Source organism: Streptomyces sp. NPDC003300, from assembly GCF_040610915.1.
Taxonomy (GTDB): Bacteria; Actinomycetota; Actinomycetes; order Streptomycetales; family Streptomycetaceae; genus Actinacidiphila.
Genome location: NZ_JBEXNE010000019.1, coordinates 34,649 through 50,149 on the forward strand (window position 1 = coordinate 34,649; position 15,501 = coordinate 50,149).

At 69.6% G+C, this 15,501-nt stretch carries 12 protein-coding genes, 1 tRNA gene and 1 pseudogene; 2 read left to right on the forward strand and 12 right to left on the reverse strand.

Annotation, left to right across the window (positions count from 1 at the left end; translation table 11 throughout):
- Window positions 1-146: 146 nt before the first annotated feature.
- From rho to ABZX65_RS25285, 7 genes and pseudogenes are all read right to left on the reverse strand, one after another.
- A complete protein-coding gene (rho, locus tag ABZX65_RS25255; protein ID WP_355344209.1) occupies window positions 147-2,213 on the reverse strand; it encodes a transcription termination factor Rho in 2,067 nt (688 codons plus the stop codon).
- A gap of 341 nt (window positions 2,214-2,554) precedes the next feature.
- Window positions 2,555-3,478, reverse strand: a complete 924-nt coding sequence (gene thrB / locus ABZX65_RS25260; RefSeq protein ID WP_355344212.1) for a homoserine kinase — start codon at window positions 3,476-3,478, stop codon at window positions 2,555-2,557.
- 454 nt (window positions 3,479-3,932) lie between these two features.
- Window positions 3,933-5,027: a threonine synthase gene (gene thrC, locus ABZX65_RS25265; RefSeq protein ID WP_355344215.1), complete on the reverse strand. Its 1,095-nt coding sequence runs from the start codon at window positions 5,025-5,027 to the stop codon at window positions 3,933-3,935.
- Between the two features lie 20 nt (window positions 5,028-5,047).
- Window positions 5,048-6,340, reverse strand: a complete 1,293-nt coding sequence (locus tag ABZX65_RS25270) for a homoserine dehydrogenase (protein ID WP_355344218.1) — start codon at window positions 6,338-6,340, stop codon at window positions 5,048-5,050.
- Window positions 6,341-6,675: 335 nt separating this feature from the next.
- Window positions 6,676-8,067, reverse strand: a complete 1,392-nt coding sequence (gene lysA / locus ABZX65_RS25275) for a diaminopimelate decarboxylase (protein WP_355344221.1) — start codon at window positions 8,065-8,067, stop codon at window positions 6,676-6,678.
- 100 nt (window positions 8,068-8,167) lie between these two features.
- Window positions 8,168-9,154 carry an ArgS-related anticodon-binding protein NrtL gene (gene nrtL, locus ABZX65_RS25280; protein WP_355344224.1) on the reverse strand — a complete coding sequence of 329 codons (987 nt, stop codon included), beginning with the start codon at window positions 9,152-9,154 and terminating at the stop codon, window positions 8,168-8,170.
- A 292-nt stretch (window positions 9,155-9,446) separates the two neighbouring features.
- Window positions 9,447-9,918, reverse strand: a pseudogene (locus ABZX65_RS25285) (response regulator).
- A 110-nt stretch (window positions 9,919-10,028) separates the two neighbouring features.
- Between ABZX65_RS25285 and ABZX65_RS25290 the strand changes: the two are divergent.
- Window positions 10,029-10,100: transfer RNA gene (locus tag ABZX65_RS25290), tRNA-Arg, on the forward strand.
- A 330-nt stretch (window positions 10,101-10,430) separates the two neighbouring features.
- Here the strand turns inward: ABZX65_RS25290 and ABZX65_RS25295 are convergent.
- On the reverse strand, window positions 10,431-11,207 hold the full coding sequence (locus ABZX65_RS25295; RefSeq protein ID WP_355344227.1) for a hypothetical protein: 777 nt from the start codon (window positions 11,205-11,207) through the stop codon (window positions 10,431-10,433).
- Window positions 11,207-11,683 (reverse strand): SigE family RNA polymerase sigma factor, encoded by a 477-nt coding sequence (locus ABZX65_RS25300; protein ID WP_355344230.1) that lies wholly within the window; start codon window positions 11,681-11,683, stop codon window positions 11,207-11,209. Before ABZX65_RS25300 ends, ABZX65_RS25295 begins: the two co-directional genes overlap by 1 nt.
- 366 nt (window positions 11,684-12,049) lie before the next feature.
- Between ABZX65_RS25300 and ABZX65_RS25305 the strand changes: the two genes are divergently transcribed.
- Window positions 12,050-12,496: a hypothetical protein gene (locus ABZX65_RS25305; RefSeq protein WP_355344233.1), complete on the forward strand. Its 447-nt coding sequence runs from the start codon at window positions 12,050-12,052 to the stop codon at window positions 12,494-12,496.
- Window positions 12,497-12,772: 276 nt separating this feature from the next.
- On the opposite strand, the gene ABZX65_RS25310 is transcribed toward ABZX65_RS25305, so the two are convergent.
- The 3 genes from ABZX65_RS25310 to ABZX65_RS25320 form a co-directional block, all read right to left on the reverse strand.
- Window positions 12,773-13,201 carry a hypothetical protein gene (locus ABZX65_RS25310; protein ID WP_355344236.1) on the reverse strand — a complete coding sequence of 143 codons (429 nt, stop codon included), beginning with the start codon at window positions 13,199-13,201 and terminating at the stop codon, window positions 12,773-12,775.
- Between the two features lie 194 nt (window positions 13,202-13,395).
- Entirely contained in the window at window positions 13,396-13,764 is a 369-nt protein-coding gene (locus ABZX65_RS25315; RefSeq protein ID WP_355344239.1) for a hypothetical protein, read from the reverse strand.
- Between the two features lie 670 nt (window positions 13,765-14,434).
- Window positions 14,435-15,319 carry an RICIN domain-containing protein gene (locus ABZX65_RS25320; RefSeq protein ID WP_355344242.1) on the reverse strand — a complete coding sequence of 295 codons (885 nt, stop codon included), beginning with the start codon at window positions 15,317-15,319 and terminating at the stop codon, window positions 14,435-14,437.
- Window positions 15,320-15,501: the final 182 nt, after the last annotated feature.

A 15,501-nucleotide genomic window follows, 5' to 3' on the forward strand; every position in this document is an offset into this window, starting at 1 on the left:
ACCTGCGACTGGCAGATCATATGACTGCCAGCTTGGCCCGGACCACCCTCACCGGTAGCCGGGAACACATGTTTGAGCAAAGAAACAGCTCGGCCCGCCGGGAAACCGGCGGGCCGAGCTGTTTCTCGTCTGTCCTGACCGGAAGGTCAGTCGTTGTTGCCCGGCGTCGTCTTCGCGATCTGCATCAGGAACTCCGCGTTGGACTTCGTCTGCTTCATCTTGTCCAGCAGCAGCTCGATCGCCTGCTGGGAGTCGAGCGCGTGCAGAACGCGGCGGAGCTTCCAGACGATCGCCAACTCGTCCCGGTCCAGCAGGATCTCTTCCTTACGGGTACCGGACGGGTCGACGTCCACCGCGGGGAAGATCCGCTTGTCCGCGAGCTTGCGGTCGAGCTTGAGCTCCATGTTGCCGGTGCCCTTGAACTCCTCGAAGATCACCTCGTCCATCCGCGAGCCGGTCTCGACCAGCGCGGTGGCCAGGATGGTCAGCGAGCCGCCGTCCTCGATGTTGCGCGCCGCGCCGAAGAACCGCTTCGGCGGGTAGAGCGCGGTCGAGTCGACACCACCGGACAGGATGCGGCCGGAAGCGGGCGCCGCCAGGTTGTACGCGCGGCCCAGACGGGTGATGGAGTCGAGCAGCACGACCACGTCGTGGCCCAGCTCCACGAGCCGCTTGGCCCGCTCGATGGCCAGCTCGGCGACCGTGGTGTGGTCCTCGGCGGGGCGGTCGAAGGTCGAGGAGATGACCTCGCCCTTCACCGACCGCTGCATGTCGGTGACCTCTTCGGGACGCTCGTCGACCAGGACGACCATCAGGTGGCACTCGGGGTTGTTCGTGGTGATCGCGTTGGCGATGGCCTGCATGATCATGGTCTTGCCGGTCTTCGGCGGGGCCACGATCAGACCGCGCTGGCCCTTGCCGATCGGCGACACGAGGTCGATGATCCGGGTGGTCAGCACGCCCGGGTCGGTCTCCAGACGGAGCCGGTCCTGCGGGTACAGCGGCGTGAGCTTGTTGAACTCCGGACGGCCGCGGCCGGAGTCGGCGCCCATCCCGTTCGCGGAGTCCAGCCGGACCAGCGCGTTGAACTTCTCGCGGCGCTCGCCGTCCTTGGGCTGCCGTACGGCGCCGGTGACGTGGTCGCCCTTGCGCAGGCCGTTCTTGCGGACCTGGGCGAGCGAGACGTACACGTCGTTGGGACCCGGCAGGTAGCCGGAGGTCCGGATGAAGGCGTAGTTGTCGAGGATGTCCAGGATGCCCGCGACGGGGATCAGCACGTCGTCGTCGGAGACCTGGACCTCGCCGCCGCCGAACTCGTCACGGCGGTTGCCCCGCCCGCGGCGGTCGCGGTAGCGCCCGCGCCGACGGCCGCGACCGTCGCCGAACTCGTCGTCGTCCTGCGCGTTGCCGCCGCCGCCCTGGCCGCCCTGCTGCTGGTTCTGGCCGCCCTGGCCGCCGCCCTGCTGCTGGTTGCCCCGGTCGCCGCGGTCGCGGTTCTGCCGGTTGCCGCCGTCGCGGTTGCCGCCCTCGGCGCCGTCCTCGCCGCGCCCGCGGCGGTCGCGCTGCCGCTCACGGCGGTCGCCGCGCTGGCCGCGCTGCCGGTCCTGGCGCTCGTCGCCGGACCCGGCGGCGCCGCCGCCGTTCTGCTGCTGCTTGCCGTCGCCCTTGGCGTCCTTGGCCTCGGTACGGCTGTCGGTCTTGCCCTCCGCGGTGTCGGCGGCGGCCTCGGCGGCGCGCTCGGCCTTCGCGGCCGACTTGGCCTGCTCACCGGCGGGCTGGCCGGGAATCTCGATCTGCTGGGGCTCCGCGGGCGCGGTGGCGGCGGCCTTGGCAGGGGCGGCCTTGGCCGCACCGTCCGCCTCGGCGGGCGCCTCGGCCAGCCGGGCCCGCGACGTCGCGCGGCGCTTGGGCTTCTCGGCCGCGGGGGCCTCTGCCGCGGGCGCGGCGGCCTGGGCCGTCGCGGCGCCGCCGCCCGCCTGCTTCTCCTTGATGGTCTCGATCAACTGGCTCTTGCGCATCCGCGCGGTGCCCTTGATCCCGAGACCGGAGGCGAGCTGCTGCAACTCGGCCAGGACCATGCCGTCAAGACCGGTCCCGGACCGGCGTCGCCGTGAGGCACTGGCCGTGGCAGCACCGGTAGCAGGCGCGTCGGCATCGGACGCGGCGACAGAGTTCTCTGCGCGCACGCCCATCAGATCGGTGGTGTCGCTCACGAAGGGTCCTTCCCTGGAGCGGACGTCGGCCTGTCTGGCTCGGCGACCGGTCGTGCTGTCCGGATCTGGGCGTTTCCGCTGCTCAGAGCCGGGGCGGTGGTCCGCCTGACGGCGGCAGAAATACATTCGGGGCTCGGCACGACAAGGGTCCTGGTGCCGACTCCGGAGCGTGCTCGACACTGCGCAGGACTGCTGCCTATGCGGTGTGGGAGGCTCCCGGAAGATAAGCGGTCCCACGGAAGGGACACAGTGCATCGCGCCCATTGGGCGTCGAATGCAGGCTTGAGGTTAACACTACCGGATCCAACAAACATTCCCCCTCTCTACGACCGGCAATCGTGTCACTGCCCCCCTGCGAGCGGCAGGACACTGGCTCCGGCCGTGTCGAGCGCCAGACGGTTGGCCGCCCAGCCCTCGCCGGCGAGCCGGGTGACCTTGTCGGCGGCGCCCTCCTCGGTGAGCGCCAGCACCGTGGGTCCCGCACCGGAGATCACGGCCGGTACGCCGTCGGCGCGCAGCCGGTTCACCAGCGCCAGGCTCTCGGGCATGGCGGGCCCGCGGTAGTCCTGGTGCAGGCGGTCCTCGGTGGCGGGCAGCAGCAGCTCGGGGCGCCGGGTGAGCGCCTCCACCAGCAGCGCGGCCCGGCCCGCGTTGGCCGCGGCGTCCACATGCGGGACGGTACGCGGCAGCAGCCCGCGGGCGGTCTCGGTGAGCAGGGGGGTGGCGGGCACGAACACCACGGGGACCAGCGAGCGCGCCGGGTCCAGCCGGATCGCGCGGGCCGCGCCGCCCTCGGTCCACGCCAGGGTGAAGCCGCCCATCAGGCAGGCGGCGACGTTGTCGGGGTGGCCCTCGATCTCGGTGGCCAGCTCCAGCAGCGCGATGTCGTCGAGTACGGCGGGGCCGCCTATCGTCACCGCGCGGGCGGCGATGATGCCCGCGCAGATGGCGGCGGAGGACGAACCGAGGCCGCGGCCGTGCGGAATGCGGTTGGCGCACACCACCTCGAGGCCGCGCGGCTGACCGCCCAGCAGGTCGAAGGCGGTCCGCAACGACCGTACGACCAGGTGCTTCTCGTCCCTGGCCAGGGTGTCGGCGCCCTCGCCCGCGATGTCCACGTGCAGGCCGGAGTCGGCGACGCGGACCACGACGTCGTCGTACAGGCCGAGCGCCAGGCCGAAGGCGTCGAAACCGGGGCCCAGATTGGCGCTGGTCGCGGGGACGCGCACTCGTACTGCGGCGGCGCGGAACGCGGGACCGGCCATCGTTCGACGAATCTCCTCGTGCGGTTCGCCCTGCGGGCGCGGCGTCATCGCCGGGCGGCGGGGCGGGGGAGGCACTGCCCATTGGCAACTGCCGGAGTCGGGCACACTGCGGTGCCGCTGAGGTAAGCCTATCGAAGGAAGGTTCTCGTGCGACATAGGGCGCACGAAGAGCGCGTGATGCGTGTCGCCCCTCCCCTGTGCGCCCCGTGCCTGCGGCACGCTTCCCCATGACGGCGAGCCGATCTTTTCAGAGCCGCCGCACCGCCGAGGACGGCGAGCCGATCTTTTCAGGGGCGCGGGGAACTGCGCGACAAGCCCCCACCGGGCTGTCAGCCCGGAAACAGCCGCAACTGCCCCGCTGGGGCCGGTTGTTAGGCCGCCCCACCGTCGGTGGCTGAGCGCGCAGTTCCCCGCACCCCTGGCGGGGCGCGTCCCGCCCCGGAGACGGCCCGGCTCAGACCAGCCCGAGCCGCTGCGCAGCAGCATCGGCATCGACCGGCACGATCACCGGCTGCGGAGCACCCTCCACGGCCCACCCGGGGTCCTTGAGCCCGTTCCCGGTGACCGTGCAGACGATCCGCTGACCGGGATCCACCTTGCCCTCTTCGCGGGCCTTGAGCAGCCCGGCGACCGAGGCGGCGGAGGCGGGCTCGACGAAGACGCCCTCCTTCGCGGCCAGCAGCCGGTAGGCGGCCAGGATCTGACGGTCGGTCACGGCCTCGATGAGGCCGCCGGACTCGTCGCGGGCCTGCTCGGCCTGCTGCCAGGACGCGGGGTTGCCGATCCGGATCGCGGTGGCGATCGTCTGCGGCTGACGTACCGGCGCGCCGTTGACGATCGGCGCGGCGCCGTGCGCCTGGAAGCCCCACATCCGCGGCCGCGAGGCGGACACACCGTCCGCCGCGTATTCGCTGTAGCCCTTCCAGTACGCGGTGATGTTGCCCGCGTTGCCGACCGGGAGGAGGTGGATGTCGGGGGCGACACCGAGCGCGTCCACGATCTCGAAGGCGGCGGTCTTCTGCCCCTCGATACGGGCCGGGTTGACCGAATTGACCAGCGCCACCGGGTACTTCTCGCTCAGCCCGCGCGCCAGGTCGAGGCAGTCGTCGAAGTTGCCGTCGACCTGGAGGATGCGGCTGCCGTGCACCAGCGCCTGGCCCATCTTGCCGAGCGCGATCTTGCCCTGCGGCACCAGCACCGCGCAGACCATGCCCGCGCGCACCGCGTAGGCGGCGGCCGACGCCGAGGTGTTGCCGGTCGAGGCGCAGATGACGGCCTGCGCGCCCTCTTCCTTGGCCTTGGAGATGGCCATGGTCATGCCCCGGTCCTTGAAGGAGCCGGTGGGGTTGGCGCCCTCGACCTTCAGGAAGACGTCACAGCCGGTCAGCTCGGACAGGAGCTGGGCGGGGACCAGCGGGGTGCCACCCTCCAGCAGCGTGACCACCGGGGCGCCCGGGGCGACCGGCAGCCGGTCCCGGTACTCCTCGATGATGCCGCGCCACTGGTGGGTGCCCGACATTCGGGGCCGGTCGACGGTTCCGTTGTTCATGGTGCTGTTCATAGCGGGCCCTACTCCCCTTCCACACGCATGATGCTGGCGACGCCGCGTACGGTGTCGAGTTTCCGCAGGCTGGCGACCGTCGCCGAGAGGGCGGAGTCGAGCGCGCGGTGAGTGACGACGACGAGAGAGGCCTCGCCGTCCTTACCCTGCTGCCGCACCGTGTCGATGGACACGTCGTGCTCGGCGAAGACCGTCGCGACCTGAGCCAGGACGCCCGGTTTGTCCGCCACGTCGAGGCTGATGTGGTAGCGGGTGACCACATCGCCCATCGGGCTCACCGGCAGTTGCGTGTACGCGGACTCGCCGGCGCCGGTGGTCTCGGCCAGCTTGTTGCGGCAGGCGGCCACCAGGTCGCCGAGGACGGCGGAGGCGGTGGGTGCACCGCCCGCACCAGGACCGTAGAACATCAGCCGCCCGGCCGCCTCCGCCTCGACGAAGACCGCGTTGTACGCCTCGCGCACCGAGGCCAGCGGGTGGCTGAGCGGGATCATCGCGGGGTGGACGCGCGCGGTCACCGAGCGCCCGTCGGGGCGGCGCTCGCAGATGGCGAGCATCTTCACCGTGCAGCCCATCTTCCGCGCGGACGCGATGTCGGCGGCGGTGACCTCGGTGAGGCCCTCGCGGTGCACGTCGTCGATGGTCACGCGGGTGTGGAAGGCGATTCCGGCGAGGATCGCGGCCTTCGCGGCGGCGTCGAAGCCCTCGACGTCGGCGGTCGGGTCGGCCTCGGCGTATCCGAGCGCGGTCGCCTCGTCCAGCGCCTCGCTGTACCCGGCGCCGGTGGAGTCCATCTTGTCGAGGATGAAGTTCGTCGTGCCGTTGACGATGCCCAGCACCCTGTTGACCTTGTCGCCCGCGAGCGACTCGCGCAGCGGCCTGATCAGCGGGATCGCCCCGGCGACGGCGGCCTCGTAATACAGGTCGACACCGTGCTCGGCGGCCTTGGCGTGCAGCTTCGCGCCGTCGGCGGCGAGCAGCGCCTTGTTCGCGGAGACCACGGACGCGCCGTGCTCGAAGGCGGTGGTGATCAGCGTGCGGACCGGCTCGATGCCGCCGATGACCTCGACGACCACGTCGATGTCGCCTCGTTTGACCAGGGCGGTCGCGTCCGTGGTGAGGAGTTCGGCGGGGACGCCCTCGCGGACCCGGTTGGGGCGGCGTACCGCGATCCCGGCCAGTTCGATGGGGGCACCGATCCGCGCGGCGAGGTCGGCGCCCTGCGTCGTGAGGATGCGCGTGACCTCTGAGCCGACCACTCCACAGCCCAGCAGCGCCACCTTCAGCGGACGCGTACGCATCATCCGACCTCGTCTCTCGTACAGCTCCGTGCGGACCCGGGGTCCGTACAGCTCGTGGATGGGAACCAGTCTCACTCACCGGACGGGAGATGCCACGCCCTGTCCGGTGAGTGAGACCGGCCGTTCACCCGGCGATATTTCACGTCACCGAGCGCGTTCGGCCCGTGAGATTACGCGTCAGCGGGCCCTCGTACTGCCGAATCGCCTCAACGTGCTTGCGGGGACGGTGAATTCTTCACCATCGCGGGCGCTTCGCGCTGCCGTCGTCCCGGCGGCGTCTGGCGGCATTTCGGCGGCTCTTCGGCGGCTTTTCCGCGGCCTTTTCGGCACCTTCGGGGTCAGCCGACGTCCAGCCGCAGCAGGTCGTCCTCCGTCTCGCGGCGGACGATCACCCGCGCCCGGCCGTCGGTGACCGCGACCACCGGGGGCCGCAGCGCGTGGTTGTAGTTGCTGGCCATGGCCCGGCAGTACGCGCCGGTGGCCGGTACGGCGAGCAGGTCGCCGGGCGCGAGGTCGGCGGGGAGGAAGGCGTCCTTGACGACGATGTCGCCGCTCTCGCAGTGCTTGCCGACGACCCGGCTGAGCATCGGCTCGGCGTCACTCGTACGGGACACCAGCGAGACGCTGTACTCGGCGTCGTAGAGCGCGGTGCGGATGTTGTCCGACATGCCGCCGTCGACGCTGACGTACGTGCGCAGGCCGTCCAGCGGCTTGATCGTGCCGACCTCGTACAGCGTGAAGGCGGTCGGTCCGACGATCGCGCGGCCCGGCTCGACCGAGAGCCGGGGCACCGCGAGCCGGGCCGCCTCGCACTCGCGGGTGACGATCTCGCCGAGCGCCTTGGCGATCTCCTGCGGCTCGCGCGGGTCGTCGTCGGTGGTGTACGCGATGCCGAGGCCGCCGCCGAGGTCGATCTCGGGCAGCTCGACGCCGTGCTCGTCGCGTACCTCCGCCAGCAGCGACACGACACGGCGGGCGGCCACCTCGAAGCCGGCCATGTCGAAGATCTGCGAGCCGATGTGGCTGTGGATGCCGACCAGTTCGAGGCTCTCCAGCTTCAGCACCCGGCGGACCGCCTCCGCGGCCTGCCCGCCCGCCAGCGCGAGACCGAACTTCTGGTCCTCGTGCGCGGTCGCGATGAACTCGTGGGTGTGCGCCTCGACGCCGACCGTCACCCGGATCTGCACGCGCTGCCGCTTGCCCTGCCGGTCCGCCTCCGCGGCGACCCTGGCGATCTCCTGGAACGAGTCGAGCACGATCCGGCCGACGCCGGTCTCCACCGCGCGCTCGATCTCCGCGGTGGACTTGTTGTTGCCGTGCAGCGCGATCCGCTCGGCGGGCATCCCCGCCTCCAGCGCCACCGCCAGCTCCGTACCGGAGCAGACGTCCAGATTCAGCCCCTCCTCGTGCAGCCACTTCACGACCGCGCGGGACAGGAACGCCTTGCCCGCGTAGAAGACGTCCGCGTCGTGCCCGAAGGCCGCCCGCCACGCGCGGCAGCGGGCCCTGAAGTCCGCCTCGTCGAGGATGTACGCGGGCGTGCCGTATTCCTCGGCGAGCGCGCGCACGTCCAGGCCGCCGACTTCGGCGGCGCCGTCGGCGTTACGGGTGACGGTGCGGGACCAGACGCGGGTGTCGAGGGTGTTGAGGTCGGCCGGCGGGGCAGCGTAGTGGCCCTCGGGCAGCACATCGGCGTGGCGGGGCCCGGCGGGGTGTGCGGAACGGCTCACGGTGTCGTCTTTCTTCGCAGATCGGGGGTTGTTTTATGGGGTGCTGGGTTGTGGACCGGCCTCGTCGTCGGCCCGCTGTCGTTCGCCGGGCTTCCGGCCGTCAGACGCGGTCGGGAGCGCTGATGCCGAGGAGGTGGAGGCCGTTGGCGAGCACGATGCCGGTGGCGTCGGCGAGCCGGATCCGGGCGGCGTGGACGGCCGAGGGTTTCTCGTCGCCCTTCGGCAGCGCGGGGCACTCGTCGTGGAAGCGGAGGAAGGCGTCGGACAGCCGTTCCAGATGGCGGGCGAGCCGGTCGGGCGCGCGGCGCCGTGCGGCGGTCTCGATGACGCGGGGGAAGTCGGCGATCAGGCCGAGCAGTTCGGTCTCCGCGGGGTGGTGGTACGGGTCGTCCACCGTGCTCTCGATCTCCACGCCCAGGTCATGGGCGTTACGGAGCAGCGCGCGGGTGCGGGCGTGGGCGTAGCGGATACGGAAGAGCGGGTTGCTCTCGCGCTGCGCGAGGAACGTGTCGTCCGTACGGGGCGGGTCCTCGGCGGGCGGCCGGAGCAGCGACCAGCGGGCGGCGTCGGGGCCGAGGCGGGCGACGGGGTCGTCCTGGGGTTCGGCCGCCGTCACGCGTTCCTCGGCGGCTGCTGGCGCGGCGCCCGCGGCGCGCAGCAGCCGGTTCACCGCCTCGGCGACGGCCTGGGCCCGTACGGCCCCTTCTTCCGCGGCCACGCCGCCGGCCTCACCGGCCAGGCCGTCCCCGGTCCCGTACTCCGGGCCCTGGGCGCGCACCTGCCGGACGACGTCCGCGTACGCCCACGCGTTGAGGGTGATGTTGAGGAAGCCGGGGCCCGCGATCTCGACCAGCGCGATGCCGGGCTCGGCGCTGAGCCGCCTGCTGAGGATCTCCGCGACCTGTCGCGGCGGGCGCCCCGCGGCTCCCGCGAGCTGCAACGCCACGTTCGTCGCGTAGTCCCCGCATCCCGGCCGTGGGGGCCTCTGCACCACGACTCGCTCCGGCACCTCCACCCCCAGCTCCCCCGCCGCGACGGCACGGCGCACCGTACTCAGCACGGTGCGGGACAGCTCAGCGGGGGTCACGCGGCAAAGCCTAGGCGAGGGGGTGGGCCTCGGGGCGACCGGGTTTTCCCAGGGGGGTCGCGGCAGCGGCTTTGCGGGGGGGCGGGGGGCGTCTTTCGACGCGGGGGGCGGGGCGGGGGCCGCACGGGTCGGTGCGGGGTGCGGCGCTAGCTCTCCGCGGGGGCAGGCGCCAGGCCCGACCGGCCTTGTGGGGTGGGGCGGGGCGGGGCGGGCGCGGCATTCTCGGCCAACGGAACGGGCCCCTGCCGAACGGGCTCGGGTACGGTCCCCCAGCCCTGTCCAGGCACCGGGCTTACGCGGAACCGGGTGCGGAAGCCGTCTGCCCGCGGGGCTCGGGCGGCACGGGGCCGCGCCGGACCAGCCCACGTACGGTCTCCACGAGGTCGGCGGGCTCGAAGGGCTTCGCGACATAGGCGTCCACCCCGCCCGTCCCCTCCGGCAGGGACCCGGCGCTCACCATGACGATGCCCACGCGCCGCGTCTCCGGATCCGGGTCCGCCCGCAGCCGCGCCGCCGTCCGTACCCCGTCCAGCCGCGGCATGACCACATCCAGCGTCACCACATCCGGCCGCACACTGTGCACGATCTCCAGGCACTCGGCACCATCAGCCGCGGTCACGACCTCGAAGCCCTCCAGCTCCAGGTTGACCCTGATCAGTTGCCGGATCACCTTGTTGTCATCCACAACAAGCACCCGGCCGGACGCACCCGCCACACCTCGAAGAGTAGGCGTGCCCCTCTCGATGCGTCCGCGTTTTGCCCATTTCTTCCCCGCCACGGGTGAACCCCCCTCCCCCCAGCACCCCCCACCTCCCCTCCCCCACCCAAACCCTGTCCAGCCCACCTCCCCCAACCTGCTAATGTTCTTCCCGTCGCCCCCGTAGCTCAGGGGATAGAGCAACGGCCTCCGGAGCCGTGTGCGCAGGTTCGAATCCTGCCGGGGGCACTTCCGGAAACAAGGCTCTGACCAGCAGAAATGCCGGTCAGAGCCTTTCTTGTACCTGCCAAAAGACACACGGTCTTCTGGCCGATGCTCTTTTCGGGGCCGCTCGGGCCTCCCAGAGCCGGTGCCAACCGCCACTCCCCCATCTTTGCGCTGGTCAGCGGCCTTGCACGTCGAAGTGGACGGGGCGCACGGCCGGCGCTAGGGGCCGCTCGGACGGGCCGGGCGCCCGGCTGCCACTTCCTTGGGGCAACCGCCCATGACCTGCCCCGATGCCGCGAGAGCCCTCGAAAACGCAAGCGGCGTTGGGGCGTTTGCGCATGACTTGAGTTGTTACAGGTGGTAGGGCTGTCCGGCCTGCGTGGGGGTGATCTGGTCGGTCGGGACCTCCTTGAGGGCGGCCATCACCTCGGGGTCGGAGACGAGGGAAATCAGTTGGGCAGCGGTAAGAGGCTGGCCCTTCTCCAGGGACAGCGTTTTGGGATTCACCGCCGTGGCGCCGTTGGACAGACCCCATGCCTGACCGTCTTGGGTGTATATCCGCACGGTCACGGTGTACCCGTCCTGTTGAGCGGCCGCTTCCCAGGCCCAGCCCCGGGAGCCGTCCGCCAGCGAGACGGGCTGGCAGTTGCTGTTGATCTGGGAATCGGTGCACGGGTTCTTCGCGCCTGCGAGGTTCTGCAGCCCGACCAGCGTCCCCAGTTCTGTCACCGTTCCATCGGAGCGCACCAAGTTGAAGTCACTTGGCCCGGAGCCGTCTTCGAGTGTCATTCCCGCCGGCAAGCGGCCGACCAGCGCCGCGCGCAAATCGGCGTGTGCCTTGTCGAGGTTGGCGCGGCTGTTGTCGTGGGGCGGGAGCGAGGGGGTTCGGGCCTGACCCGCCAGATCCGTTGTCACGCTCTGATCCTTCGAGCCTGCTTGGGCGTGCGTCAGGCTGTATCCCACGCCGAGCCCCGCAACGGCCAGGACCGCGGTGCCCAGCGCGACCTGCCGTACGATCGCGCGCCGCTGCTTCCTGCCTCCCCGGACGATCTCCTCCATGTCCGGTCCGTCGTCGGGCTCGGCGTTCAGGGCCTGCCGCATCGCGTTCTTCACGTCGTTCTCGTTCATCACCTGACGGTTCCTTTCTCCCCCAGCGTTTCCCGCAGCGCGGCCAGGCCTCGCGTCGCGTCCGATCGGACGGTTGCGGGTTTGCGGTTCACGATTCGTGCGACCTCGTCCACCGGCATGTCCTCCCAGTACCGCAGCACCACGACGGCGCGCTGTATCGCGGGCAGTGATTGCAGTGCGGTCAGCAGCGTCTGACGCAGTGCTATGTCGGTGTCGTCGAGGAGCTGGTCGGCAAAGTCTTCGGCGGGGAGTTCCCCTGCTGATCCTTTGCGTTGCCAGTCGATCCAGGTGCGGGTCAGTGTTGTACGTGCGAAAGCGTTGGCTCGGGCGGCCCGGCGTAGCGTCCACCAGCGGACGTACACCTTGATAAACGTTGCCTGCACCAGATCCTCGGCGGTGTGCCAGTCGCCGCACAGCCAGAACGCCGTACGCCGCAGCGCAGCCCATTCCGTGCGGGCGAACTCCTCGAACTCCACGCAGCTCCCCCTCGTCGAACATCTAGTAGACGAGACGTCATGGCCCCCGCGTTGCAGTTGCGGTGCGTCGGACTTACGGCTGTTTTCTCCTCATGGGCGACCGAGCTGCACACCACGGGCTGCGCATCGATCACGGTCGACGTCGAGGTGCTGTGGCGCCTGCTTCCACCGGACAGGCCTGCGATGAGCATTCGTACCTTTTGCGGAATTAGTCAAAAGCTGTGAGTCAACGCCCAGGAGGCGCAGCCTCGTTCGGGGTGCCCCCGAGGCAAACCGATCACAGGACGTCGGTTCGACGGTTGCCTTCTGTGCCTACGCATCCGCTTAATGGAGGTCTGCGTGTTCCGTCCCGCTCGTTTCGTTGCCGTGGCTGCCACCCTTGCGATGGCAGCCCTGACCGGGTGCTCCTCGTCCGGCTCGTCGGGCGCCGCGGGCAAAGGCTCGTCCCCGTCGACGGCGCCCTCGACTTCGTCCAGCGCGCCGACCGCCCAAGCCGCCCCCCGCTCGAAGGCGGACGTACGGATCACGAAGGCCGGGGTGGAGGACGACCCGGTGCGGGGGCCGCACGCGTACGTCGTGCACTACACGGTGACGAACCACGGGGCCGGTGCGGCGGACTGCTTCGCGCAGTTGGAGTTCCTGGACGCCGACGGTGACCACCTGGGGAACACGGGGATCACGGCTGACACGCTCGGGGCGGGCAAGTCCAAGACGGGCGACGCCGCGCCGCTGGACGTCGAGATCCAGAACGGGAAGATCGCCGATATCCGGTCGGTTCGTGTGACCGAGGTGGACCGTACGCCGTCGTCGTGACGGTCTCGGATCCGAGGTCGGTAGGTCGTTGGACCGCAGGTGACGGACGGATAGTTGGGAGCAGAGCGGCGTGACGGCGACGACGGATGATCCGTGGCTCGTGGATGCGATGTGGCGGGCGGTCGACTTGCGGGTGGCGTACCTCGAGGAGGACCGGGCTCGGGTCGTGAGCAGTCCGGCTGGCCTGGACGACGCCCGCCTGACGAAAGCTTCGCTTATCTGAAATGAACCAGAAACGCAACGAAGACAACCTCGCAGCGGGACTAGGACGTATTCTTAAAAATCGGAGGAATTTACTGCAACGAGGCCGAATGGCTCAAGAATCGGAATGAAAAACTTACAGTACCAGCCCAGATCAGCGAACCCAGAGGACTCCGAAATGAGCCTCTTGTTCACACTCGCCGAGAAAGTCACCCGAGAATACCCCGGGGAGAACAGCAGGTCTCCACCGCTTTCAGAATTTTGAATCCCTACGGCAACTCCGCTCACCGATCCGGAGATCCATGAATTCTCGATTAGGCACAGCACTGCATCCAGATCGGCGGAGTCAGCCCGGATCCAATCGTACAGATCATCCCCGGCATTTACAAAATACGAAATACCCTCACGATCAAATTCTACCCCAGCCTCTCGCAAACCACGGATGACTCCCTTAATATCCAACGGGCCTTCAAAGGTAAAATCGATCGATGATTCTCTACTCATACTTTATTAGCCACTCTCCTTCGGGATCATCTGCCACGGAATGCCCTTCTTTCGAGCCACGAGATAATACCTTCAGAAAATAATCCGGAATGTCCGCCTGTGCCATGTCCCAAAAATTTACCGGATTTGGCCTCATGCCAAGTTTCCGCCCCGGTCACCTCGTCCGTAAATTTACCTTCTCGTGAATACAATTCTCATGCTCCGGGCCATTTCACTGGGCGGCTGCATACCTGATTCGTGGGCTTCGTCGAAGGCTTGATTGAGGCCATCCCCGAGGGTTTTGGCGCCATCGACGGCTTGGACGCCGCCGTAATCAACGGCAGCCGTGCTTTCCACGCCTGCGTCAGACGCTGGAGGTAGTCGTAGGTGAAGCACTGCGTGTCGGTTTTCGCGGTGCCGCCGCCGTCCTGTACGTCGCTGATGGACGTGATCTGCCCTGCCGGGTCATAGGTGTAGGCAGTTGCATCCACGTGGGTGGCGCCGGACTGCATATCCAGGGCGGTGTTCAGCAGCCGCCCGGTGGAGGCTTCCCAGGTCCAGGCCGGCCGACGCGCACGCCTCACGCAACGCGGCCAAGGTCGTATCGGCTGTGAACTCCGCAGCTCCGCCACCCGTTTGACCCTGGTCAGGCACACCGGCTCACCCTGCCAGCAGCGTCAGCGGTGAGGTCGGGGGCTTTGCGTATGTGCGGCCGGATGCGGCGGACCGCGGCGGCCGTTTGCCAGTGATCGCCGGTCACGACGGGTCGGTGAACGTCTATCCAGGCCAAGGGGAAAAGGCTTTCGACTGGTCGAGACGGAACAGGGGACCGGGGTTCTCGGGGGCCCAGCCACGTGTGAGGGCAGCGCGCACAGCGGAGGCGACGTCTGATGGGAGCACCGGGCTGCCCGCCGAATGGACCGCGTTCCGCATGTGCGGTTGATCTGTTCTGACGGTGAGAACTGCGCCGGACCGATCAGCGCGTTCGACCGCGTATGTGCAAGGCGCCCAGCCGAGGAGCTGGTCGTACGTCGGCCTGCGCCGCAGCCGCCACCGGTAGGTCACGCCATCGACCACGATCCGTCGTGATCCCTTTTTCACCAATGTCATACGCACCCCCTCGGCAGCGCGGATGCTATCTGTTCACGCTCAACCGCCGCGATTGGATTCGGCGAAAGCTGACGGGGACCGCACCAGTTGTGCACCTCACCGGAGTGCGTTCACGCGTTGGCGAGGGAGGGGCGGGCGGCGGGGTCAGGCGGAGACGGGGTAGAGGAACCAGCGGGACTCGTCGTTGGTGCCGCAGGTGGCGATCATGAGGCGGCGGTCGGAGCCGCCGGGGCTGACGTTGCCGGGGCGGATGCAGAGGTTGCCGCTGATGAAGCTGCGGATGTGGACGGCACTGTTGCCGACGGGTTCGAGCCACCAGAGCTGGTTGTCGGCGAGGGTGCCGTCGCAGTTGGCCTCGTTGAGGGTGGTGCCGGCGGGCTGGGGGCCGCGGTTGGGCATGTCGAGGCAGAGATCGTCCTTGGCGTTGACGAAGAGGACGAGGTCGGTGCCGCCGGGGCCCTTGCCGACGGGCTGGACGCGCATGTTCCAGATCTGGTTGTCGTTGCTGGTGCCGTCGCACTTGTGGGTGTTGACGGACCCGCCGACCTTGCCCGCGCCGAAGTAGGGGATGTCGGCGCACAGCGCCGTCGCGGCGTTCAGGAGCAGCGCGGTGGAGGGATAGACGGCGATGGTCGGCGTGGGAGTGGCGGTCGCCTTCTCGGACCGCTTCGGCGAAGGCGTCGGCGAGTGGGTGGTGTGGACCGGCGCCTTGGGCGTGGCGGAGTGCGACGGCTTCGGCGTCGGCTTCTGCGCGGTGGGGCTGACGGAGCCGGTGGGGAGGTGGGCGAGCCGGTCGGCCGCCTTGGTCTGCGCGGCCGTGAGCTCCTTCGCGTCCTGGTCGGCCTGGTGGCCGCGCCAGGCGCCGATCCCCATGGTGGCGCCCGCGGCGAGCGCCAGTACGGCCGTGGCGCCCGCGACCCTGGAGCCCAGCCGGGAACGCTCCCCCGGCTGACGGGCACTGCTCGTGAGCACCTCGACGAACCGTGCCCGCCGCCGCCGCTTCGCCTCGTCCTGATCGGTGTCGCTCAACGCCCGTTCCCCACTCGCCAAGAGTCCAACAAAGAGATGCCCATCGCTCAGACGCACATGAAGGCCCTCAGGTCACACCCGGCCAGTCAAGCACCAGGACCGAGGCCAACGGCCGCCCCCGAAACCGGATGGGCACGGAATGGGCACGACATGAGCAGAAGGACCGGCGGGACGGCGCCGCC